Below are 20,977 nucleotides of genomic sequence, written 5' to 3'. Positions count from 1 at the left end.
TGGACCAGCCTTCCATCTGTCCCTCCCGGACAGCCCGCAGGGCTGAGCCGGGAGCAAGCCGGGCGTCGCACCGGGCCTGACTCGTCTCCCGGCTCGCTGCTGAAGCAGCGTCCGGGAGGATGAAATGATGGTGGGTCCGGGCGTCCCGGCTCGCCGCTGCGCGGCGTCCGGGATGACAAGGGCTCCATCGCCTTCCACGAGAACTGGCGGCCGCACGCTGATGATGACATCGTCCCGGACAAGAGGAGGAGCCGATCATGGACTGTCGCACCTTTGCCCGACTTGGCCTCATTGCCATCCTTGTGAGCACGCCCGCCATCGCCAGCGCACAGGATCGCCAGATACCGTTCGACCGCTTGGTGACCATCACGGTCGCCGAAGACCGGCCTTACACAATCGCACATTCGATCGTCATCGAGGCGGGCCAGCCCGTTTACGCGCGAACCGGGGCGGAGCTGGAAGGTCGCTCATGGACGGCGACGCGCACCTCCGAAAGAGGGACCGAAACCATCCATTCCGACGCCTGCCCCGCGCTGCGCACGGTCGCCCTGTCTTTCGCAACCCTGCCGCCAATAGAGGTCCGGCCGATGCCATCCGTCGCTCACGGCGGCGAACCCGGCGCAGCCCTGCCGATGCCTCCGACAAGGAAGGACGGCTTCTCGACCCGACTGACGTTCGCAACCGAGACCGCTGACGGTTCCTATGCCTCGGTCGAAGTGGCCGGGGGCAACGACTACAGTCGATGGGGGCATGACGCCGTATCGGCGCTACTGCGATGCTGGGGACCGCTGACGCCGACAGGGGCACCCTGAACTTCAGCCTACCCCCGACGCTGAAACCGCCACTTCCACACGCGGTACCCCACGATCGGCGCGAAACCGCCGACCAGCGCCGCGATCAGCACCGTCCAGAAGCCGCCGCCGAGGCCGTATTCGCCGACCGCGGCCCCGACTCCGGCCGCGAGCAGCGGGCCGAGCCAGGGCAGCCAGTACGGGGGCTTAGGCATCCACCTTGATGACGCCGCGCCGGATCTGGTCCAGCTCGATGGAGTCGAACAGGGCCTGGAAATTGCCCTCGCCGAACGCCTGGTTGCCCTTGCGCTGGATGATCTCGAAGAAGATCGGACCGAAGGTGTCCTGGGTGAAGATCTGCAGCAGCAGACCGTCCTCGTCCGAGCCGTCGATCAGGATGCGGTTCAGCCGCATCCGGGCCACGTCCTCGCCATGGTTGGGCAGGCGTTTGTCGATCAGGTCGAAATAGGTCTCGATCGTATCCTGGAAGGGGATGCCGCGACGCTTCAGCTCTTCCACCGTCTCGAAGATGTTGTCGGTGGCCAGGGCGATGTGCTGGATGCCCTCGCCGTTGTAGCGGCGCAGGAATTCCTCGATCTGGCTGTTCTCGTCCTGGCTCTCGTTCAGGGGGATGCGGATGGCGCGGTCGGGGGCGATCATCGCCTGGGACAGCAGGCCGGTCGCCTTGCCCTTGATGTTGAAATATTTCTGCTCCTCGAAGGCGAAGACGTCGCCATAGAAGCCGGACCAGGTGCGCATCTGGCCGCGCCGGACGTTGTGGGTCAGGTGGTCGAGGCTGAACAGGTTCACCGAATTCTTGCGCTCGGCCTCCTCCCAGCCCTCGATCTCGTCCCAGCTGTCATAGAGGGAGCCGGCCTCGCCATAGGCGTCGATGACGTAGAGCAGGGAGCCGCCGATGCCCTGCAGCACATAGGGATAGCCGCCGGCCAGGGCACCGCCCTCGTGACCTTCGGCCGGCTTGGCACCGCGCGACACGGCGCCCTCGAAGGCCGCCTTGGCGTCGCGCACGCGGAAGGCCATGCCGTTGGCCGAGGGGCCATGCTCGCCGGCGAACGCGGCCGCCTGCCCCTTGGGCGAGCGGTGGACCAGCATGGTGATGTCGCCCTGTTTCAGCCGCACCACATCATTGGCCGGGTTCACATGGGTGGCGGTGAAGCCCATCAGCTCCAGCCGCGCGACCATGGCCGCCGGATCGGGGCCGGTGAATTCGACGAATTCGAAACCGTCGACGCCGAGCGGATTTTCCATGTCGAGGCGGGCGGCCGCGTCGGTTTGGGGGGCGTCGTGCATGGGGGGCTCCTGAAAGCGCGGGTCGGCGTTGGCCGCCGTTTGTCGGGCGGAAACTAGAGGCGGAGGTGCCCAAAGGGAAGGCGGGGCGTGGTCACAGGACCGGGAGCGTCACCCGCGCCCGGCAAAGGCGGCCAGGGCTGCGTCGAAAATGACCTCTTCCCACGGGGCGGCGGCCGAGCGCGCACCCGACAGGCCCTCGCCGTCGCGGGGCGTGCCGGAGATCATATAGGTCAGGGTGCGGCCGTCCCACCGGTTCCAGAACAGGCCGGACTGCAGGCCATAGGCGATGCCGAAATGACCGCGCCAATCCCGCGAATCGGGACCCAGGAAGGTGTCGCCCTCCCGCCCGGTCAGGAGGTGCACCGACAGGCCATAGCTCTGGAGCAGGCCCCGGTCCGGATCACCGTTCGGGGCTGCGGGATCCCAGGTCCAGAGCGGCAACCCCATGCGTTCGATGGTCTCGCGCGAGACCATCCCCGGAACGCCGTCATGACCGGCAAACGACCGCGCCAGACGGTCGAGGTCGCGGACCGAGGCGCGCAGCCCACCCTGGGGCGAGAAGACAAAGCCGTTCTCGCCGGGCCGATAGTCGTCGGCGGTCAGGCCGGGGGCCTCGGCCGGGGTGGTGACGCGAATGGCGGGGGCGGGGGCGACCTCGGCGTCGACCTGCGGCTCCCAGACCCCGTTGACCGGCCGGCAGGCGGCGGAGGCGCGGGCACGGACGTTGTCCGGCACGCCGCTCCAGTTCAGCCCGCTGTCCAGCCCGAGCGGGTCCAGCGTCGTCCGCTTCAGGAAGCGGTCGAACCGCTCGCCCGAAACCCGCTCGGCGATCTGGGCGAGGACGGCGAAATTGACGTCGGCATAGGCGAAGAATCCCGGCGGCTCCGAGGCCGGGGCGAACCAGCCGGCGTCGTCGAAATGCCGCCCGCCGGTGGTGAAGGCCTCGGCCAGATGGTGCCCGAGCGGGACCGGATAGCTGGGGCCGTTGCGCAGGCCCGAGGTGTGGCTGGCCAGCATGGCGGGGGTGATGCGGATGTCCGGATGGTCCGGATGGCGCAGGCGAAAGCCCGCCAGATCTCCGGCGTCGTCGTCGAGCGACAGGCGGCCGGCTTCGACCAGGGTCATCAGCGCGGTCATGGCCACCAGTTTGGTGACCGAGGCGATCCGCATCGGTGTGTCGAGGGTGAAGGGGCGGGTCCTCAGATCGCCGTTGACCGTCAGCCGCCCCGATCCGTGCGCCTCTTCCAGCACCACCCGTCCGGTGCCGTCGCGGGCGATCACGCCGACGCCCATGACCGTGTCCGGCCGGGCCGGATCAGCCAGGGCGGCGAGCGTCGTCGCCCCGGTCCCGGCCCGCGCGGCACCGCCGATCCAGGGCAGGACCGTGGCGGCGGCAATCAGGCTGCGGCGATCAGGGCGCACCGGTCAGGGCCGGCCCACCACTGCATCCACCGAGCCGGTGGTGACGGGGTGATAGCCGGGGCGGGCGCGGGCGTAGATGCGGGTGGCGATGGGACGGCCCCAGTCGCCCTCGGCCCACAGGCTGGTGAACAGCGGCAGCACGAATTTGCGCCGGCCCATGGTGGTCAGGAAATGCTCCAGCGTCGGCACGGCGGCCTGGTAGCGGTGCTGGACCGCGATCTGCAGCCAGGCGAAGACCACCTCGGCATTGCCCTCCTCGCGCAGCTTCAGCGTCGCTTCCAGATCGCCCAGCTGGGCCGGGGTCAGCCAGTCCGCGTCGCCGCTGCGGCTGGCCGGGCGCCAGGCGAGGAAGCGCTGCCGCTCCTGGGTCGACCAGCCGGCCCAGGGCACGGCCGAGGCCGGGCCGCCGGCATCGAAGGCGGCCGCCGCCGCGTCGACGGGGGCGAAGGCATTGGAGACCGGGGGCCGCCAGTTCGACGGCATGCCCGGCTGGTAGATCCAGGCGTCCATCATCAGCTGGTCTTCCATTGCGCGCGTCGTGACCAGATGGGTGCGGATGTCCTCGAGGAAGAGTTCGGTGGTCATGGGCCGGAAGGCGTTGCGCTCGAAATAGCCCTTCAGCCAGGCGTCGAACCGCTCGCGGCCGACGATCCGCTCGATGGTGTGCAGGAAGGCAGCGCCCTTCTCATAGGCGACGTCGGTCAGGCCCTCGTCGGGATCGCGGCCGGTCAGGTCGAGCTTCAGCTTCGTGTCGGCCGGCGGCAGGCCCGCCATCCCGGCCTGAAGATCGCCCCAGCCGAGGGCGCGCAGCATCAGGGCCCGGTCCTCGCCATAGAGGGCCTCCATGATCCGGCTCTCGAAATAGACGGTGAACCCCTCGTTCAGCCACATGTCGTTCCAGGTGGCGTTGGTCACGAGGTTGCCCGACCAGCTGTGCGCCAGCTCGTGCGCCACCAGAGAGACCAGCGACTGGTCGCCGGCGATGATGGTCGGGGTGGCGAAGGTCAGGCGCGGGTTCTCCATCCCGCCGAACGGGAAGGAGGGCGGCAGGACCAGCAGGTCGTAACGGCCCCAGCGATAGGGGCCGTACAGCCGCTCGGCCGCGTCGACCATCTCGGCCGTGGGCATCAGTTCCGCGCGGGCGGCGGCCAGACGCGAGGGCTCGGTGAAGACGCCGGTGCGCTCGTCGATGGCGGCGAAGGCCAGGTCGCCGACGCCGATGGCGATCAGATAGGGCGGCACCGGATTGGTCATGCGGAAGCGCCAGGCCTTCATGCCGGGACCGGCGGCCTCGCCCTCGGGCGTCAGCTGCTGGGCGCTCATCACCACGCGCAGATCGGCGGGGGCGACGATGCGGGCGTCATAGGTCTGGCGGATGCCGGGGCTGTCCTGGGTCGGCACCCAGGTGCGGGTCAGGATCGCCTGGCCCTGGCTGAACAGATAGGGCTGTTCGCCGCCGGCCGTCTGGCTCGGGGTCAGCCACTGCAGGGCGGCGGCGTCCGGGCGGGTGGAATAGGCGACCACGATGCGGCGCGTCTCCCCGGCGGCGAGGGCCGGGAAGCGGACCGTCAGCGGCTGGCCCTTGATGGCATCCAGTGCGCCGGTCTCATACTGCAGGGGTGCGCCCGAAGCATCGGAGACGCCGCGGATGTCGAGGTTCTTGATGTCCAGCACCACCTCGGTCGCGCCGGTCGCGCCCTGGATATCCAACGACGCCGTGCCGGACAGCGTCTGCGCGCCGAAGTCAGCGGTCAGGTCGAGGGCGACGTGGCGCACATGGGCGATCTCGGGGCGGGCGAAGGTGTGGGTGTCGCGCGGATAGACGGCGGGCGCGGCGGCCGAGGCCGGCAACGGCGGCATGTCGGAGCTCGACGCAGTGCCGAAGCCGAGGTCGGGCATCATGGCGCAACCGCCCAGGGCCGTGGCGAGCGCCATCGCGGAGACCAGTCCAAACTTGCGGATCATCGAGAGTCCTTGACCAAAAGTCCCGCCAACCTTGTCCGGTCGGTCGAGGGGGGTGCGTTTCCTGCCGGGACAACGCCCCGGCGGGGCAAAAAGATCAAGAGGTGGCGAGAACCACGGGCCGGTTCCGCGCCGTGAACAGCCGCCCGCGCTCGGCGAACAGCACGGAACCCAGCGCCGTCAGGCCGAGGGCCACGAAGCCGACGGTCATCGGCACCGTTGATCCGTTGAACTGCTGCCCGATCAGGAAGCCCAGCGACGCCCCGCCCGTGGTCGAGATGAACCCCTGGGCCGAGGAGGCCGTGCCCGCGATATGGCCCATCGGCTCCATGGCCATGGCGCCGAAATTGCCGGCGATGAAGCCGAAGCAGAACATGGTCAGGGCTTGCAGGACGGCGAAGGTCCAGATCGTCTCATGGCCGCTGATCGCCACCGCCGCATGGACGGACGAGAAGGCGATGAAGCCCAGCAGGGCGGTGTGGGAGATCAACCGCGACCCCAGCCGCTCGACCAGCCGCGCATTCAGCAGGGACGCGACCGCGATGCCGCCGGCGACCGCGCCGAACACCACGGTGAAGAGCTGTGGCTCATGGAAGACGTCGAAGAAGATCTGCTGGCTTGAGTTGATGAAGCCGAACAGGGCCCCCGAAATGGCGGTGATGGCCAAGGTGTAGCCCATGGCCCGCCGGTTGGTCAGGGCCTCGCGGAAGGCGGCGGCGATACGGCCGACCTGGATCGGCATCCGGTCCTCGGGATGCAGGGTCTCGGGCAGGCGGATGGCGGCCCAGAGGGCGAAGGCGGCGCCGCCGACGGCGAGCACGCCGAACACCCACGGCCAGGGGGCCACGGTCAGGATCAGCTGGCCCAGCGCCGGCGCGAGGATCGGCACGCCGAGGAAGACCAGGAAGCTCAGCGACATCACCCGTGCCATGGTCCGTCCTGAGTAGCGGTCGCGCACGATCGACACGGCCAGCACCCGCAGGGCCGCCGCGCCGATCCCGGTGCCGACCCGGGCGGCGATCAGCAGTTCGAACGTCGGGGAAAACGCCGCCAGGACGCTGAACAGGACATAGAGACCGAGGCCGACCATCAGCACCGGCTTGCGGCCGTACCGGTCGGCCAGCGGACCGTAGATGATCTGGGTCACGCCGAAGCCGAGCAGATAGGCGGTGATGATCCACTGCCGGCTGTTCTCCGACGCGACGCCCAGCGCGTCGCCGATGGCCGGCAGGGCGGGCAGCATGGAATCGATGGCCAGCGCATTCAGCGCCATCATCATGGCGATCAGGGCCACGAACTCGGGGAACCCCGGCCCCTTCAGCGTCGTCTTCTCGGCATCAGCGGCGGGGGAGGTCATCGGGGGCAGATGGGGCCGTGGCCGGCAGGCGCAACCTCGGGAAGGGGAATTCACACCGGGCAAGCGGCCGTGAGTCGTCGCGGCGTGCGGCGGAGGCGGTTGATCGATCATTCATTTCTGATATTCGGGAAATATGGAAATGACCGCCGCCGTCGAGAGCCTCTCCGCCCTCGCCCATGAGGGGCGGCTGAGGGCTTTTCGCCTGCTGGTGGCAGCCGGCCCGGACGGCCTGGCCGCCGGTGAGATCGCCCGCCGCCTCGGCACGCCGCCCAATACGCTTTCGGCCAATCTCACGCTTCTGGCCCATGCAGGGCTGGCGCAGTCACGTCGCGACGGCCGATCGATCATCTATTCGGCGCGGTTCGACCGGATGGGCGAGCTGATGACCTTCCTCGCCGAGGACTGCTGTGGCGGGGCGGTGGAGGTCTGTGCGCCGGTCGCGGCCGCCATGGGGCGGTCGCGCTGCGCACCGGCGGGAGCCTGAGCCATGTCGCTGTTCGAACGCTGGCTCAGCCTCTGGGTCTTTCTCTGCATCGTCGTCGGCATCGGGCTGGGCTGGCTGTTCCCTGACGTCTTCGCCCTGATCGCGCGTGCCGAGGTCGCCCGGGTCAATCTGCCGGTCGCCGGCCTGATCTGGTTGATGATCACCCCCATGCTGCTGCGCGTCGACTTCGCCGCCCTCGGGCAGGTGGGACGGTTCTGGCGCGGCATCGGCGTGACCCTGTTCGTCAACTGGGCGGTCAAGCCGTTCTCCATGGCCCTGCTGGCCTGGCTGTTCATCGCCATCCTGTTCCGGCCCTGGCTGCCGGGCGACCAGATCGACAGCTATATCGCCGGCCTGATCATCCTCGCCGCCGCGCCCTGCACGGCCATGGTCTTCGTCTGGAGCCGGCTGACGAATGGCGAGCCCAATTTCACCCTCAGCCAGGTGGCGCTCAACGACGCCATCATGATCGTCGCCTTCGCCCCGATCGTGGGCCTGCTGCTGGGGCTGGCGGCCATCACCGTGCCGTGGGCGACCCTGCTGATTTCGGTCGGCCTCTACATCATCCTCCCGGTCATCGTGGCCCAGATCGTGCGGCGTATGGTGCTGGCACGCTCGGGCGAGGCGGGGCTGGAGCGGTTGCTGGCCAGGCTCGGGCCGATGTCGATCACTGCCCTGCTGGCCACCCTGATCCTGCTGTTCGGTTTCCAGGGCGAGCAGATCCTGGCCCAGCCGCTGGTCATCGGCATTCTCGCCGTGCCGATTCTGATCCAGGTCTATTTCAACTCCGGCCTCGCCTACTGGCTGAACCGGGCGACCGGCGAGGCGCATTGCGTGGCCGGGCCGTCGGCCCTGATCGGCGCGTCCAACTTCTTCGAACTGGCCGTGGCGGCGGCGATCAGCCTGTTCGGGATCAACTCCGGCGCGGCGCTCGCGACCGTCGTCGGCGTGCTGATCGAAGTGCCGGTGATGCTGTCGGTGGTCTGGATCGTGAATCGTTCGAAGGGCTGGTACGAGGCCGGGACCGCCGTCCGCCGCAACGCCCACAAGGAGCGCTGACATGACCGACTTCCCCGTCACCATCTTCCACAACCCGGCCTGCGGCACCTCGCGCAATGTCGTGGCCATGGTCGAGGCCGCCGGCTACCGGCCCGAGGTGGTCTACTATCTGGAAGCCGGCTGGACCCCGGATCAGCTGGGCGCCCTGTTCGCCGATGCCGGGATGACCCCGCGCGAGGCCCTGCGGGACAAGGGGACGCCGGCCGCGGAGCTGGGCCTGCTGGAGCCCGGCGCGTCCGACGCCGTCCTCCTTGCGGCCATGGTCGAACATCCGGTGCTGGTGGAGCGCCCGATCGTGCGGACGCCCAGGGGCACCGCCCTGTGCCGGCCTTCCGAGAAGGTGTTCGATCTGCTGGAGCGAACGCCGGAGCGGTTCGTCAAGGAAGACGGACAGGTGGTCTGAGCCGGCCTCAAGCAGCGCGACTGCGCGATAGGCCAAACAAAGAGATGGTGCGGGCGGCCGGGGTCGAACCGGCACTCCTTTCGGAACCGGATTTTGAGTCCGGCGCGTCTACCAGTTCCACCACGCCCGCACAGGCCGGTTGCTCGTTTCGGCAGGCGCGCTTGGTAGCTCGCGTGGTCCGATCAGGTCAATGCGGATCGGTGTTCAGGACGGCCCGCCGTTGGCTCGGGCGACGGGGCCTCACGCCACCATCTCCACATGGCTGTCGCCCGCACCGGACTGGATGCGGCGGGCGCGGATGAACATCTCGACGCGCTGCATGACGATCATGCCGACGACGAAGAGGAGGAAGGCGTCGGTGATGGCCAGCGCATTCAGCCCCCATTCCGCGGCGTGCGGCTCAAGGAAGCTGCCCAGGGCGCGACGGCCCAGCATGACGGCGATGATCAGGATGAGGCCGATGGGCGAGGCCTGCGCCTTCAGCGTGCCGTCGGCGTGTTTCTCGATAGTGGTCATCTTGCCCCGCCACCAGCCGAAGGTGCCGCCGAGGAGCAGACCGGCCGCCAGTATGGCCCAGGCCAGGCCGTCGAAGGCCACGTGGGGCATCGTCGGGTCCATGCTGGTTCCCCAGAGGGCGAGGCCCATCATGGGGACGATGATCGCCGGCATGATCCACATCCGTTGCGGCGTCAGGGTCCGGGGCTTGCGGTTGCGCAGGAAGATCAGGGGCAGGGCGATGGCCAGCCCGATCAGAGGTCCGAGAACCTGAGGCGACATATCCAGCATTGAACGTCCCGACACCGCCCTGCTTGCCCCCCTCGGGCCGCAGACGTGGCCGAAGCTTAATCCGTCCCGCGCATCCGTAAAGCGGCGGCGCGGCCTCTGGTCCGGGAAACCGGAGGATGCGCGCGATGAGACGTTGGCTGACGATCGCCCTGAGCGGCCTGGTCCTGTCCTGTCAGGGACCGGCCGCCGTGCTGGCGCGGGAGGCCTATGCCCCTGCGACCGTCTGTTCGATGGCCCCGAAGATCGAGTGGTGCTGGTCGTCCAGCATCTCGATGCGGACGGTGTCGCCGGCCTTGAGGAAGGGCGTCTCGGCCTTGCCGCGCAGGATGGTCTCGACGGTGCGGACCTCGGCGATGCAGGAGTAGCCGAGGCCGCCCTCGCTGACCGGCTTGCCCGGGCCGCCGTCGGCGTCGCGGTTCGAGACCGTGCCCGAGCCGATGATGGTGCCGGCGCACAGGCTGCGGGTCTTCGCCAGGTGGGCGATCAGGGTGCCGAAGTCGAAGGTCATGTCGGTCCCGGCGTCGGCCTTGCCGAAATCGGCGCCGTTCAGCTGGACGTTCAATGCGCCCTTCAGCTTGCCGTCGACCCACCGGTCGCCGAGCGCGCGCGGCGTGACGAAGACCGGCGACAGGGCCGAGGCGGGCTTGGACTGGACGAAGCCGAAGCCCTTGGCGAGCTCGGCCGGGATCAGGTTGCGCAGGGAGACGTCATTGACCAGTCCGACGAGGCGGATGCAGGCCAGGGCCTCTTCGCGGGTCACGCCCTGGGGCACGTCGCCGGTGACGACCACCACCTCGGCCTCGAGGTCGCAGCCCCAGCTTTCGTCGGCCAGCGGGATCGGATCGCGCGGCGACAGGAAGCCGTCGGAGCCGCCCTGGTACATCAGGGGGTCGGTCCAGAAGCTGTCGGGCATTTCGGCGCCGCGCGCCTGACGCACGAGGGCGACGTGGTTCACATAGGCCGAGCCGTCGGCCCACTGATAGGCGCGGGGCAGGGGCGCGGCGGCCTCGCGTTCGTGGAAGCGGCCGCGCGGCACGCCGCCGTGCTCAAGGCTCTCGGCCAGGGCGCGCAGGTCGGGCTCGAGCCGGTCCCAGTCATCCAGCGCCGCCTGCAGGGTCGGGGCGATCAGGAAGGCGTCGGTGAACCAGGCGAGGTCGCTGGAGACGATTACGAGGCGACCGTCACGGCCGTGCTTGAGCGAGGCGAGTTTCATGGCTCAGGCTTAGGCGGTTTCTCGGATGTGCGAAACCGGGTTTTCAGTGTCCGCCGTGAGAGACCTTGCCGTGGCCGGACGATTTGTGCGCCGGGCCGGGATTGGAAAGTTCGGCATGGGCGGCGCGGAGTTCACCAACCCGGAGGGCCTCTTCCCGCCAATGCTGGTTGAAGGCGGCGACGGCCAGACGCAGGGCGTCGGTCTGCTCGCGATGGCTCAGGTCGCGCTTCTCCGGCTTGTCGCCATGGGCCGGTGCGTGAGGGTCGGCCGGTGCCTGGGCCGCCGCAAGGGCGGTCGCTCCGGCGTTGACGTTGACGATGGTGACCGCAGGGCTGGCATGGACCTCATGGGACGCATGGGCGTCATGAGCCGGGGCATGGCCGCCGCCGTGACCGCCGCCATGTCCCGCGCCATGGCCGCCGCCGTGGCCCCCGCCATGGCCGTGGGCGTCCGCCTGGGCCTCACCCTTGACGGCCTTTTTGAGATTGCCGATCTGCTTGGACATGCCACCGACCAGCCCCAGGGTCTTGCCGAGTCGGCTGTCGACGACCTTCAACAGGTTTTCGGCCTTCCCCTTCAGGGCGTTGTCATCGGCCCCCATGGCGGAGCGGGTCGCGTCATGGATGGCCTTCCAGATCGATTGGGCGGCGTCGGCGCGGCTGTGGTTTGACCGGGCACCGAGATACCAGCCCAGCAGCAGGGCCGCGGCCAGTCCCAGCAGGATGGCACCCCAGACGAAGGGATCGGCGCCGATGAACAGCGGTCCGTCCAGAGGCGCGTTGGCCGGGTCGGCGTTGGCGAAGTCTGCGCCGTAGGACATGCTGCTCCCTCTCGAAGACCCAGAACCGTTCGGGGCGCATCTTGCCCCGACGGCTCCGCTTGGCAACGAGAAAGGTTAACGGCGCAACCGATTCCCGTCAGGGGTGATTTTTGAGGCGCTCAGCGGGGCGGGGTGATCAGCGCCCTGGCCTCGGCCCCGGTGCGGGCCCCGATGTCGCGGACCTCGATCTCGACGGCCACGGCACCCTCGGGCTCATGGGCCCAGAGATAGCGGCGCTCGACCTCGACCTCGCGGCCGGACGGGGCGACGCCCACGAAGGTGTCACCCCAGGGCGTGATCTTGACCAGTTCGGGCCAGATCAGGCTGCAGGCCTGGTCCAGCTCCTCGATGGCCATGGCCGAGAGTTCGTCGTCCGTCACAGCCACCGGCGCACCTTCTGGCGATAGGCGTCGTAGTCCGCCCCGAATTTGGCCGACAGATAGCGCTCCTCGCGCTGGATCACGAACTGGTCGACCACCGCCAGACACGGCAGCAGCAGAAACAGGGCGAGGGCGCTGTCCATGGCGATGGCCAGGCCGGCGTAGGTGATGGCGAAGCCGACGTAGATCGGGTTGCGGCTGAAACGGTAGGGGCCCTCGTTGATCAGGACCGTCGACGGCTTCCACGGCTCGACCGCCGTGCCTCGGCGACGGAACAGGCCCGCCGCCATACCGTCCAGCAACAGGCCGCCGATGATCAGTCCCAGGGCGAGGCCGCGGCGGACCTCCATCTCCAGCCCGAAACCAGCCGCCAGCCAGCGGTATCCGGCCTCGACCGCCTCCGGCCGGGCCCCGAGTTCCGCCAGACCCCAGCCGACGAACAGGAAGCCGAGATAGATCAGCGGCGGCGGGGCGATGACGCCGGGCGTGTCGGTCTTGCTCATCAGATCGTCTGTCCCTGCGGGGCGGTGAAGTCGGAGACGGCGGCGTCGCCGGTGTTGATCACCTCCGATGGCTCGAAGATCAGCACCTCGGCCTCCGCGTCCGCGGCCGTACGGTGTTCGACGCCGCGCGGCACGACGATGAACTGGCCGGGTTCGAGCGTCTCGATGCGGTCGCGAAACTCGACCCGGAACCGGCCCTTCCAGACCAGGAACATCTCTTCGGCGTCGGCATGGCTGTGCCAGGGGAAGACGCCCTGCACCTTGACCAGCCGCACGTCCTGTCCGTTCAGCTGCGCCGCGACACGCGGCCGCCAGTGGTCGGAGAAGGCGGCGAACTTGTCGGCGAGGTCGATCGTCGCGCCCTGGGTCACGGGCGCAGGGCCTCGTCGCCGTAGATGGCGACCCCCGCCTGCACGTCGCTGGAGATCGAGCCCCGGTACATGCCCGAGGTGGTCATGGCGAAGCTCGGCCGGCCCTGACTGTCCATGACGATGACGCCGCCTGACCCACCCAAAGAGAGGGCGTCGTCCACCTCGGCCTGGGCCGCGGCCTGGGTTGTCGATCCGCCTGCGATGCGGGCGCAGATGTCGCGGGCGACGCTGGCCCGGATGTAGAACTCCCCGTCGCCGGTCGCGGACACGGCGCAGCCGTCGCGGTTCGACGCATAGGTCCCGGCACCCAGCACCGGCACGTCGCCGACCCGGCCCCAGCGTTTGGCGGTCATGCCGCCAGTCGAGGTGCCCGCCGCGAGCCGGCCCTGGCTGTCCAGCGCCACCGCGCCGACCGTGCCGAACTTCCGCTCGTTGAGCGGCGGGGCGGGCAGGGTGCTCTCCGCCATCGGCCCCGGCGCGCCGGCCGGCCGTTCCGGGATCGGCAGGTTCTGCGCCCGCAGGGCCGCCTCCAGCCCCCGCCAGCGGCGCTCGGTGAAGAAGAAGGCCGGGTCGACCTGCTCCAGCCCGACCGAGGCGGCGAAGGTATCCGCGCCCTCGCCGATCAGCATGACGTGCGGCGACTGCTCCATCACTGCGCGGGCGGCGGCGATCGGGTGGCGGGTGGTGGTCAGGCCGGCGACGGCCCCGGCGGTCAGGTCCGAGCCGTTCATCACCGCGGCGTCCAGCTCGTTGCGCCCGGCGGCGGTGAAGACCGCCCCGCGTCCGGCGTTGAACAGCGGGTCGTCCTCCATCAGCTCGATCGCCGCCTGCACCGCGTCCAGCGAGGACCCGCCAGCGGCCAGAACCGCCGACCCGGCCTCGAGGGCCCGGTGCAGGGCGGCGCGGTAGGCGGCGTCCTGTTCGGGCGTCAGGCTGGCGCGCTCGATGACCCCGGCACCGCCATGGATGGCGAAGGACCAGCGCGGCGCCTCCTGTGCGGCGGCGGGGGGGGCGAACAGGGCCAGGGCGACGGCGGCGAGGGTGAGGCGGGAACGGAACATGGTCGGCCTTCCGGAAATCGATGCGCCAGCGTCGGGCAAGCGGGGGCTCAACTCAAGGCCTGACCGCAGCAGGGGCAGCCGGCGACCACCACCCCGAACAGGGCGCGGATGCGGTCGGGGGCGAGGGCCTCGGCGGGGGCGGCGATGTCGATCCCTTCCGGTCCGATGGCCAGCACCCGGTCGGCGCGGGCGGCGAAGGGCAGGTGGTGGGTCGAGGCGATGACCACCCGGCCCTCCGCGGCCAGGGCGCGGATCGCCGCCTCGACCGCCTGCGCATGCGCCGGGTCGAGCAGGGCCAGCGGCTCGTCGAGCAGACAGACCGGCGCGTCCTGCACGAACAGCCGCGCGATCAGGACCAGCTGCTGCTGGCCGCTGGACAGGCGGTCGAACGGGCGGTCGGCGAGATAGCCCACCTCCAGCCGGTCGAGGGCGCCGCGGGCGGCGTCGAGGTCCTCCGGGGTCAGGCCGGGCGACCAGCGGCGCAGCCGGGCGCGACCCAGCGCCGTCAGATGCAGGGCGGAGAAGCCGGCGAACACGGCACCCGGCGGCGGCAGATATGCCGGGGCGCCGGTGTCGACGATCGCCCCGGCCAGCGGCGGCAGCAGGCCGGCGAGAGTCTTCAGCAGGGTGGTCTTGCCCGCGCCGTTGGGGCCGATCAGGGCGAGGACCTCGCCGGCCTCGATCGTCAGGTCCAGCGGCGGCAGGCGGAAGCCGCCCCCTGACCGGGACAAACGTCCGGCCACCACACCTTCCAGCCGCAGGCCGCTCATGACCGCCTCGATGTGGCGACGAACAGGATCAGGAAAGCCGGTGCCCCGATGGCGGCGGACAGCAGGCCGACCGGGATCTCCGCCGGGCCGAAGGCGGTGGACAGCCGGTCTATGACCAGGGCGAACAGGGCACCGAGGGCCATGGCGGCGGGGATCAGCCGCCCGGCCCGCTCGCCGACGATCAGCCGGGCGGCGTGGGGTGCCAGCAGGCCGATCCAGCCGACCACGCCGGCCACGGCCACGGCCGAGGAGGTCATCAGGGCGGCGCCGGCGAGGGCCAGCAGGCGCAGGGGCCGCGCGGGCAGGCCCAGTGACCGCGCCTGCTCGTCGCCGAGCGACAGGATGTCGAGCCGGAAGCCCAGCCAGATCAGCACGGCCGCACCGAGGGCCACCGGTACGACGGCACCGCCCGCCTCCGGCAGGGTCGCCCGGGTGAATGATCCCAGCAGCCAGTAGGTGATCGAGGGCAGTTGCGAATAGGGCTCCGCCACGACCACGACGAGACCGAGCCCGGCCGAGGCGAGGGCGCCGGCGACGACGCCGCACAGGATCAGGGCAAGGCGGGCGTCGCCGCTGCGGGTCAGGGCGGCGCAGGCGAGCGCGAGGGCACCGGCGGCGAGGCCGCCCGCAAAGGCCGCGCCCTGCACCAGCGCCGCGCCCGCGCCGAGCAGCAGGGCCAGGGCTGCACCCAGCCCGGCCCCCGACGACACACCCAGCAGGTCGGGTGCCGCCAGCGGATTGCGGAACAGGATCTGGAACCCGGCCCCGGCCCCGGCCAGGGCGGCGCCGCAGGTCAGCGCGGCCAGAAGACGGGGGCCGCGCAGGGCCAGGGCCAGCTCCGCCTCCGGCGCTCCCTGTCCGGCCACGGCGGTCAGCAGGGCATCCGGGGCCACGCCCAGCGGCCCCGTCGCGAGCACCAGAAATGCGCCCGCCAGGGTCAGCAGGACCAGCAGGGCCGGAAGCAGCGAGCCCCGGAGCCGGCTCACCGGATCCACTGCGGCATGGGAACCTCGGCCGGCACCATGCCGTACAGCCGACGGGTCAGGCCGGCGATCGTCAACGGGGCACCCTCCGGGTCGGCCAGCCAGGCGCAGGCCAGCAGCCGGTTGATCGAGGGCGGCCGGTCGATCCAGCCGAAGGGATGGTCGGGCAGAAGCAACAGCCGTCGACGCTGACCGCCGCGGCGGGTCCGCCAGACCGGGTCATGGCGGACCGACTGCGTGAAGGCCGGGCTCATCGTGACGAGGACCTCGGGGTCCCAGGCGGCGACCTGTTCCCGCGTCACCCGACCGATGTCCCGCGACTCTCCGGCGACATTGGTCCAGCCGGCCCCTTCGAACGCCTCGGTGGCCAGGGACCCCTGAAAGCCGGTCTCCAGTCCGTCGACCCCGCGGGCGTAATAGAAGGTCGACCCGGCGGGCGCGCGGCGCCAGCGGTCGAGCACCGCGCCGGCCTCGTCGGCGAGACCGGCGGCGCTCCGGCCCACGTCCAGCAGTTCGCCCGCTTCGCGGATGGCCTCGGGGATTTTTGTCAGGGCGCCGTCGATCAGACGCCAGTCGACGCCCAGCCGGGTCTTCATCCGGTCGGCGAGCGCGTGGTCTTCGGCGTCGGTGTCGCCATAGTCGATCACCAGCCGGGCCCGCAGCGCCGCCATGGCCTCGAGATTCGCGGGCTGTCCCCCGCCGCCCAGGGCACCCAGTTCGGGCAGGGTCGCCGCGAGATCGGGAAGCGCCGCCAAGGCGCCCGTCGACGGCCGGCGCGGCCACCCCGCCAGCCGGTCGCGGGCCACGGCCCAGATCAGCAGGGCCGCCGGCTGGCCCGCCGCGATCACATTCCCGGCCGCGCGCGGCGACGTCGGGCTGCAGGCCGCGAGCGTCATCGCCGAGCCCGCTCCGATCAGCGCTGACCGCCGCGTCGTCAACATACTGGTGCGCCTGAGTTGATTCGCAGCCATCCTGCCGCCTGGCCCGTCGGCGCGCCACCTCACAGCCAATTTACCCTTAACCCTTGTCCGGTCATGCGCCCCGTGCTGCTTATGCGGCCTCGCGCGTCAGGTGGGGCGCAGCAATATGGGAGTGAGCCGTTGAGTAGAACGGACATTGGGGGGGCGCTTTCGACGCCCGGCGGGTTCAAATCCCGACGCATCCGGGGAGACCAGGTATGAACATCGTCATCATAGCCGGCCTGATCATTACGCTGCTCACGGGCATCCCCGTGCTGATGCAGATTCTGAAGAACCACCCGCGCGGACTGATCATCCTGTTCTTCGCCGAAATGTGGGAGCGCTTCTCCTACTACGGCATGCGCGGCATCCTGATCTTCTTCCTGACCCAGCATTTCCTGTTCGACGACGCCACGGCGGGGTCGACCTACGGTTCCTACACATCGCTGGTCTATCTGCTGCCGCTGGTCGGCGGCATTCTCGCCGACCGCTACATCGGCACCCGCAAGGCCATCGCCTTCGGTGCCCTGCTGCTGGTGGCCGGTCACGGGATGATGGCCTTCGAGGGCCGCCCGGCGACCGAGACCCTGACCTACGGCGGTCAGACCTATGAGATTTCGGCCGAGGGCCGCGGTGCCTCGCGCGACGTGAACATCGTCATCAATGGCGAGAAATACGCCTTCGGCCCGGCCGAGGGTGGTGGCATCGCCGTCGCCGGCATGCCGGCCGATTCGCCCCTGCCCGCCACCCTGGCGGAAGGGTCCTACGAAATGGCCCAGACCCGCGACATGATGGGCGTCAACGTCTTCTATCTGGCCGTGTCGCTGATCATCATGGGCGTCGGCTTCCTGAAGCCGAACATCTCGACGATCGTCGGACAGCTCTATCCGCAGGGTGACCCGCGGCGGGATTCCGGCTTCACCCTCTACTACTACGGCATCAACCTCGGTGCCTTCTGGGCCGCGGTGCTGTGCGGCTACCTGGGACAGACCGTCGGCTGGTGGGCAGGCTTCGGCCTGGCCGGCGTCGGCATGGCGCTGGGCTGGGTGGTCTTCATGCTCGGCAAGCCCCTGCTCGAGGGCAAGGGCGAGCCGCCGAACCCCGAGGCGCTCAAGCGTCCGATGATCGGCCCGCTGAACCGCGAATGGTCGATCTATCTGCTCGGCACCCTGGGCGTCGGCCTGATCTGGTTCCTGGTCCAGCGCAACGCCATGGTCGGCACCGTCCTGACGGCCGCCACGATCGCGTCGCTGCTGTTCATCCTCTACGTCATCGTCAAGGTCTGCCAGACGCGGGCCCAACGCGAGCGGATGATGCTGGCCGTCGTGCTGATCTTCGGCTCGGTGGTCTTCTTCACCCTGTTCGAACAGGCCGGCACCTCGCTGAACCTGTTCGCCGACCGCAACGTCGACCTCAGCCTGACGCCGACGGCCTTCCAGCTGTTCGGAATCACCGTGGGCACGCCGGCCCAACTCGAGGCCGCGGGCATCGCCACGCCCACCGGCTTCTGGATCGACGCGACCATCACGGCCGCCCAGACACAGTCGTTCAACGCCGGCTTCATCCTGATCTTCGCGCCGATCATGGCCGCCATCTGGGCGTACCTGGCCAAGCGCAACATGGACCCGAACCCGGTCATGAAGTTCGGCCTCGGCCTGCTCCAGGTCGGCCTCGGCTTCATGGTGGTGGTGTGGGGCGCCGGCATGGCCAACTCGGCCTTCCAGATGCCGATCGTCCTGCTGGGCCTGCTCTACATGCTGCACACGACGGGCGAGCTGTTCCTGTCGCCGGTGGGCCTGTCGGAGATCACCAAACTGTCCATGCCGGCAGTCGTCAGCTTCATGATGGCCGTCTGGTTCCTGGCCAGCTCCATCGCCCAGTTCGTGGGCGGCTGGATCGCCGGCCTGGCCGGCACGGAGACCGTGGGTGGTCAGGTGCTGGACCCCGGTCTGGCCTTGCGGACGTCGCTCGACGTCTTCGAGAAGCTGGGCCTCGGCGGCATCGCCATCGGCGTGTTCTTCATCCTGATCAGCTTCCTGATCAAGGGCTGGTCCCACGGGGCCAATGACGCCAGCAACCACCCCGCGGCCTGATCCGGCCAAGGGTTGAATACAGGAAGGGCGGAACCGGAAGGTTCCGCCCTTTTTGGCGCGTGAGGGTCGGCGCGCCGTCAGTTTCGGGGGGTTGGGGACGCCTTCTTCAGAAGGTCTTTCTTATCTGGACGAACAGCCAGGGGCTCATCCGCGTGCGGCGCACCTCGCGGAAGGCCAGGGGGGCGGTGTCGCGGGGACCCGAGTAGATCTCGCGGTCATAGCCCTGGGCCCGGTCCGTAGCGTTGCCGAGGTCGACGCGGACGGTCAGGTCGCCCTGCGGCTTCCACTGCACGAAGGCGCCGACGCCCGGCTCTTCGTAGAAGGCCCGCACCTCGCGCACCCGGAAGCCGCGGCCCTTGTCGACATTGCAGCCGTGGTCGAAGCCCCAGGACCAGCGTCCGCCCGCCAGATCCTGGTTGAAGGACACGCCGCAGCCGAAGGCCTGATTGCCCTGGAACCGCCGCTCCTCGCCCGTGACCGGATCGAGCACCGAGGTCGAGGACCAGCTGCCGCGCGTCTGGAACCGCCCGTTGGGGATGCCCAGCCGGTCGGTCGGCAGGGTCAGGCGCAGCTGGAAGAAGTCCGCTGTGCCGTCGCCGATATTGCCCACGCCGTCGAAACCGCCCGTGAGCGGGATGACGTCGACCACATCCTCGATCTCGGCATGGCTTACGGTGACGTCGAACACACCCTCGCCCCAGAAGCGGCGCTCGTAGATGGCCTCGATCACGGTCGACTTCTCGGGCTCCAGATCGGGGTTGCCGCCCTCGACCTGGCCGATGTCGATATCGGCCGAGGCGATGAAGTCGCCGAAGTCGAGCTGGCCCACCTCGCGCTCGGCGCGGAAACGGAACTGGTGGCCGGTCCAGGGCGTCCAGGTCGCCTGGATGCGGGGCTTGGGATAGACGAAGGACTTGGTCAGGTCGCTGTCACCCGACTGGCTGATCTCCGACACCTCGACGCGCAGCCCGCCCTCGATGGTCAGGGTCGGCGCGGGCCGCCAGGTCGCCTGGCCGAAGACCTCGCCGCGCAGTTCCTCGACCTTGACCGCGGACGACGGCAGCGGGATCGGCACGCCGTTTTCGGAATAGGCGGTGGCGCTGTCGAGGAAATTGTAGGCGACCTCGCCGCCGGTCTCGAACGACCAGCGATCATTGGGGCGGAAGCGCAGGATGGCGCGGCCGATGGATTCGCCCGAGGTTGAATCGGCGGTGAAGGTCGAGCTGTCGCCGCTGCTTTCCGAGACGCCGGTGTAGTCCTCGCTCGAGTAGCGCTGCAGACCGGTCAGTTCGAGGCCCGTCCGGGGGCCGAGGTCGCGGGTCCAGTTGACGCCCAGCTCGCTGTTGACGTCGTTCGATTCCTCGTCGTTGAAGCTGTCGACGCCGGCACCCGAACGGATCAGCAGGTCCTGGGCGTTCTCATTGCCGAACCAGCCCAGCAGACCGTTGACGCGCAGCAGCCCGCCGCCCGCCCGGCGCTGGACAGCCCCGGTGGCGCGCAGGTTCCGGATGCGGTCCCACAGCACCAGATCGGCGTCCTGGATCAGGTTTCCGGCTGGATCGTACCGGCGGCGGAAGCCGTCGCCGGTGCCGTCGGTGCGGTCCGAGAAGCCGCTGAGCGACCCCTCGATCTGGTCGTCGCCCTCGCGCCGCGAATATCGCGCCGACAGCACCGGGCCGAGGTGGCCGTCGGGATAGACATAGGTGTTCGTCTCGACCACCCGCTCGGTCGTGACGGTGCGGATCAGGACGACGTTCGCGACCACGGACCGGCCCTGCATGTCGATGCCGGACGCGCCGCCGCGGATCAGTTCGACGCGGGCCACGCCCGCGGCCGAGATGCGGCGCAGGATCTGGTCGAGGTTGTCGCTCTTGGTCGACGGACGGCGGCCGTCGATCAGGACGTTGCCCGCCGTGCCGGCCAGTCCGCGCGTGCCGCTGTCGCCGGACTCGAAGGCGAAGCCCGGCAGGCGGGCGATCATGTCCAGCGCCGTGTCGGGCCGGGCATCGGCGAAGAAGGCGGGCTCGAAGACCAGCACGCCCTGCCTTGCGGCGTCGGCGACCGGCGTGCCGGCACCGGCCGCGGTCTGGGCGAAGGCCGGGCTGCCCAACAACGCACATGCGGCCGCGCCGGCCAGCCAGATCGCCTTGGTCATACGTCCCTCTCCCTGTCGGGTGAACGGTGCCCGGCGAGCGGCGGCGCATACAGTTACAAGCGGGACAGGTGGATTAAATCGCCGTCAGACTTCG

Annotated in this window: 21 protein-coding genes and 1 tRNA gene; 5 read left to right on the top strand and 17 right to left on the bottom strand. The window is 69.8% G+C overall.

Going from position 1 to position 20,977, the window contains the following annotated elements:
* Positions 1 to 257: 257 nt before the first annotated feature.
* Positions 258 to 812 carry a hypothetical protein gene (locus KB221_14325; protein WIY69235.1) on the top strand — a complete coding sequence of 185 codons (555 nt, stop codon included), beginning with the start codon at positions 258 to 260 and terminating at the stop codon, positions 810 to 812.
* An 8-nt stretch (positions 813 to 820) separates the two neighbouring features.
* Here KB221_14325 and KB221_14320 read toward each other — a convergent pair whose 3' ends face one another.
* The 5 genes from KB221_14320 to KB221_14300 all read right to left on the bottom strand — a co-directional run bounded on the left by KB221_14320 (position 821) and on the right by KB221_14300 (position 6,843).
* Entirely contained in the window at positions 821 to 1,006 is a 186-nt protein-coding gene (locus KB221_14320; protein WIY69234.1) for a hypothetical protein, read from the bottom strand.
* Positions 999 to 2,102 carry a 4-hydroxyphenylpyruvate dioxygenase gene (hppD, locus tag KB221_14315; GenBank protein ID WIY69233.1) on the bottom strand — a complete coding sequence of 368 codons (1,104 nt, stop codon included), beginning with the start codon at positions 2,100 to 2,102 and terminating at the stop codon, positions 999 to 1,001. The genes KB221_14320 and hppD overlap by 8 nt, the downstream gene beginning before the upstream one ends.
* 108 nt (positions 2,103 to 2,210) lie before the next feature.
* Positions 2,211 to 3,524 carry a serine hydrolase domain-containing protein gene (locus tag KB221_14310; protein WIY69232.1) on the bottom strand — a complete coding sequence of 438 codons (1,314 nt, stop codon included), beginning with the start codon at positions 3,522 to 3,524 and terminating at the stop codon, positions 2,211 to 2,213.
* A gap of 3 nt (positions 3,525 to 3,527) precedes the next feature.
* The gene (locus tag KB221_14305; protein WIY69231.1) at positions 3,528 to 5,489 is read right to left on the bottom strand and encodes a M1 family metallopeptidase; all 1,962 of its coding nucleotides are present in this window, start codon (positions 5,487 to 5,489) and stop codon (positions 3,528 to 3,530) included.
* 94 nt (positions 5,490 to 5,583) lie between these two features.
* Positions 5,584 to 6,843 (bottom strand): multidrug effflux MFS transporter, encoded by a 1,260-nt coding sequence (locus KB221_14300; GenBank protein WIY69230.1) that lies wholly within the window; start codon positions 6,841 to 6,843, stop codon positions 5,584 to 5,586.
* 133 nt (positions 6,844 to 6,976) lie between these two features.
* Here KB221_14300 and KB221_14295 point away from each other — a divergent pair, with 133 nt between their 5' ends.
* Genes KB221_14295 through arsC form a run of 3 tightly spaced genes read left to right on the top strand, consistent with a single transcriptional unit; the run spans position 6,977 to position 8,789 of the window.
* Positions 6,977 to 7,327, top strand: a complete 351-nt coding sequence (locus KB221_14295) for a metalloregulator ArsR/SmtB family transcription factor (protein ID WIY69229.1) — start codon at positions 6,977 to 6,979, stop codon at positions 7,325 to 7,327.
* Between the two features lie 3 nt (positions 7,328 to 7,330).
* Positions 7,331 to 8,386 carry an ACR3 family arsenite efflux transporter gene (gene arsB, locus KB221_14290; GenBank protein ID WIY69228.1) on the top strand — a complete coding sequence of 352 codons (1,056 nt, stop codon included), beginning with the start codon at positions 7,331 to 7,333 and terminating at the stop codon, positions 8,384 to 8,386.
* Between the two features lies 1 nt (position 8,387).
* Positions 8,388 to 8,789 (top strand): arsenate reductase (glutaredoxin), encoded by a 402-nt coding sequence (gene arsC, locus KB221_14285; GenBank protein ID WIY69227.1) that lies wholly within the window; start codon positions 8,388 to 8,390, stop codon positions 8,787 to 8,789.
* Between the two features lie 45 nt (positions 8,790 to 8,834).
* Here arsC and KB221_14280 read toward each other — a convergent pair.
* The 11 genes from KB221_14280 to KB221_14230 form a co-directional block, all read right to left on the bottom strand.
* Positions 8,835 to 8,919 (bottom strand) — tRNA-Leu (locus KB221_14280).
* A gap of 110 nt (positions 8,920 to 9,029) precedes the next feature.
* Positions 9,030 to 9,566: a DUF1453 family protein gene (locus KB221_14275; protein ID WIY69226.1), complete on the bottom strand. Its 537-nt coding sequence runs from the start codon at positions 9,564 to 9,566 to the stop codon at positions 9,030 to 9,032.
* Positions 9,567 to 9,780: 214 nt separating this feature from the next.
* A complete protein-coding gene (locus tag KB221_14270) occupies positions 9,781 to 10,788 on the bottom strand; it encodes a fumarylacetoacetate hydrolase family protein (GenBank protein ID WIY69225.1) in 1,008 nt (335 codons plus the stop codon).
* 43 nt (positions 10,789 to 10,831) lie between these two features.
* The gene (locus KB221_14265) at positions 10,832 to 11,608 is read right to left on the bottom strand and encodes a hypothetical protein (GenBank protein ID WIY69224.1); all 777 of its coding nucleotides are present in this window, start codon (positions 11,606 to 11,608) and stop codon (positions 10,832 to 10,834) included.
* Positions 11,609 to 11,727: 119 nt separating this feature from the next.
* Positions 11,728 to 11,994 (bottom strand): hypothetical protein, encoded by a 267-nt coding sequence (locus KB221_14260; GenBank protein ID WIY69223.1) that lies wholly within the window; start codon positions 11,992 to 11,994, stop codon positions 11,728 to 11,730.
* Entirely contained in the window at positions 11,985 to 12,491 is a 507-nt protein-coding gene (locus tag KB221_14255; protein ID WIY69222.1) for an isoprenylcysteine carboxylmethyltransferase family protein, read from the bottom strand. The genes KB221_14260 and KB221_14255 overlap by 10 nt, the downstream gene beginning before the upstream one ends.
* Entirely contained in the window at positions 12,491 to 12,862 is a 372-nt protein-coding gene (locus KB221_14250; protein ID WIY69221.1) for a cupin domain-containing protein, read from the bottom strand. The genes KB221_14255 and KB221_14250 overlap by 1 nt, the downstream gene beginning before the upstream one ends.
* Positions 12,859 to 13,923 (bottom strand): isoaspartyl peptidase/L-asparaginase, encoded by a 1,065-nt coding sequence (locus KB221_14245; GenBank protein ID WIY69220.1) that lies wholly within the window; start codon positions 13,921 to 13,923, stop codon positions 12,859 to 12,861. Before KB221_14245 ends, KB221_14250 begins: the two co-directional genes overlap by 4 nt.
* Before the next feature lie 47 nt (positions 13,924 to 13,970).
* Positions 13,971 to 14,693: an ABC transporter ATP-binding protein gene (locus KB221_14240; GenBank protein WIY69219.1), complete on the bottom strand. Its 723-nt coding sequence runs from the start codon at positions 14,691 to 14,693 to the stop codon at positions 13,971 to 13,973.
* Positions 14,690 to 15,679, bottom strand: a complete 990-nt coding sequence (locus KB221_14235) for an iron ABC transporter permease (GenBank protein WIY69218.1) — start codon at positions 15,677 to 15,679, stop codon at positions 14,690 to 14,692. Before KB221_14235 ends, KB221_14240 begins: the two co-directional genes overlap by 4 nt.
* Complete coding sequence (locus KB221_14230; protein ID WIY69217.1) at positions 15,676 to 16,617, bottom strand: hypothetical protein; 942 nt, start codon at positions 16,615 to 16,617, stop codon at positions 15,676 to 15,678. The genes KB221_14235 and KB221_14230 overlap by 4 nt, the downstream gene beginning before the upstream one ends.
* Positions 16,618 to 16,853: 236 nt before the next feature.
* Between KB221_14230 and KB221_14225 the strand changes: the two genes are divergently transcribed.
* Entirely contained in the window at positions 16,854 to 18,728 is a 1,875-nt protein-coding gene (locus KB221_14225; GenBank protein WIY69216.1) for an oligopeptide:H+ symporter, read from the top strand.
* 106 nt (positions 18,729 to 18,834) lie between these two features.
* Here the strand turns inward: KB221_14225 and KB221_14220 are convergent, their stop codons facing one another.
* Complete coding sequence (locus KB221_14220) at positions 18,835 to 20,883, bottom strand: TonB-dependent receptor (protein WIY69215.1); 2,049 nt, start codon at positions 20,881 to 20,883, stop codon at positions 18,835 to 18,837.
* Positions 20,884 to 20,977 lie beyond the last annotated feature (94 nt).

Source organism: Aquidulcibacter paucihalophilus (genome assembly GCA_030285985.1).
Taxonomy (GTDB): domain Bacteria; phylum Pseudomonadota; class Alphaproteobacteria; order Caulobacterales; family Caulobacteraceae; genus Brevundimonas.
This window is presented reverse-complemented; position numbering and strand designations above follow the sequence as displayed.

Coding starts and splice junctions, on each gene's coding strand:
- KB221_14325 (WIY69235.1), top strand. CDS start 258: ATGGACTGTCGCACCTTTGCCCGACTTGGCCTCATTGCCATCCTTGTG.
- KB221_14320 (WIY69234.1), bottom strand. CDS start 1,006: ATGCCTAAGCCCCCGTACTGGCTGCCCTGGCTCGGCCCGCTGCTCGCG.
- hppD (WIY69233.1), bottom strand. CDS start 2,102: ATGCACGACGCCCCCCAAACCGACGCGGCCGCCCGCCTCGACATGGAA.
- KB221_14305 (WIY69231.1), bottom strand. CDS start 5,489: ATGATCCGCAAGTTTGGACTGGTCTCCGCGATGGCGCTCGCCACGGCC.
- KB221_14300 (WIY69230.1), bottom strand. CDS start 6,843: ATGACCTCCCCCGCCGCTGATGCCGAGAAGACGACGCTGAAGGGGCCG.
- KB221_14295 (WIY69229.1), top strand. CDS start 6,977: ATGGAAATGACCGCCGCCGTCGAGAGCCTCTCCGCCCTCGCCCATGAG.
- arsB (WIY69228.1), top strand. CDS start 7,331: ATGTCGCTGTTCGAACGCTGGCTCAGCCTCTGGGTCTTTCTCTGCATC.
- arsC (WIY69227.1), top strand. CDS start 8,388: ATGACCGACTTCCCCGTCACCATCTTCCACAACCCGGCCTGCGGCACC.
- KB221_14275 (WIY69226.1), bottom strand. CDS start 9,566: ATGTCGCCTCAGGTTCTCGGACCTCTGATCGGGCTGGCCATCGCCCTG.
- KB221_14270 (WIY69225.1), bottom strand. CDS start 10,788: ATGAAACTCGCCTCGCTCAAGCACGGCCGTGACGGTCGCCTCGTAATC.
- KB221_14265 (WIY69224.1), bottom strand. CDS start 11,608: ATGTCCTACGGCGCAGACTTCGCCAACGCCGACCCGGCCAACGCGCCT.
- KB221_14255 (WIY69222.1), bottom strand. CDS start 12,491: ATGAGCAAGACCGACACGCCCGGCGTCATCGCCCCGCCGCCGCTGATC.
- KB221_14245 (WIY69220.1), bottom strand. CDS start 13,923: ATGTTCCGTTCCCGCCTCACCCTCGCCGCCGTCGCCCTGGCCCTGTTC.
- KB221_14240 (WIY69219.1), bottom strand. CDS start 14,693: ATGAGCGGCCTGCGGCTGGAAGGTGTGGTGGCCGGACGTTTGTCCCGG.
- KB221_14230 (WIY69217.1), bottom strand. CDS start 16,617: ATGTTGACGACGCGGCGGTCAGCGCTGATCGGAGCGGGCTCGGCGATG.
- KB221_14225 (WIY69216.1), top strand. CDS start 16,854: ATGAACATCGTCATCATAGCCGGCCTGATCATTACGCTGCTCACGGGC.
- KB221_14220 (WIY69215.1), bottom strand. CDS start 20,883: ATGACCAAGGCGATCTGGCTGGCCGGCGCGGCCGCATGTGCGTTGTTG.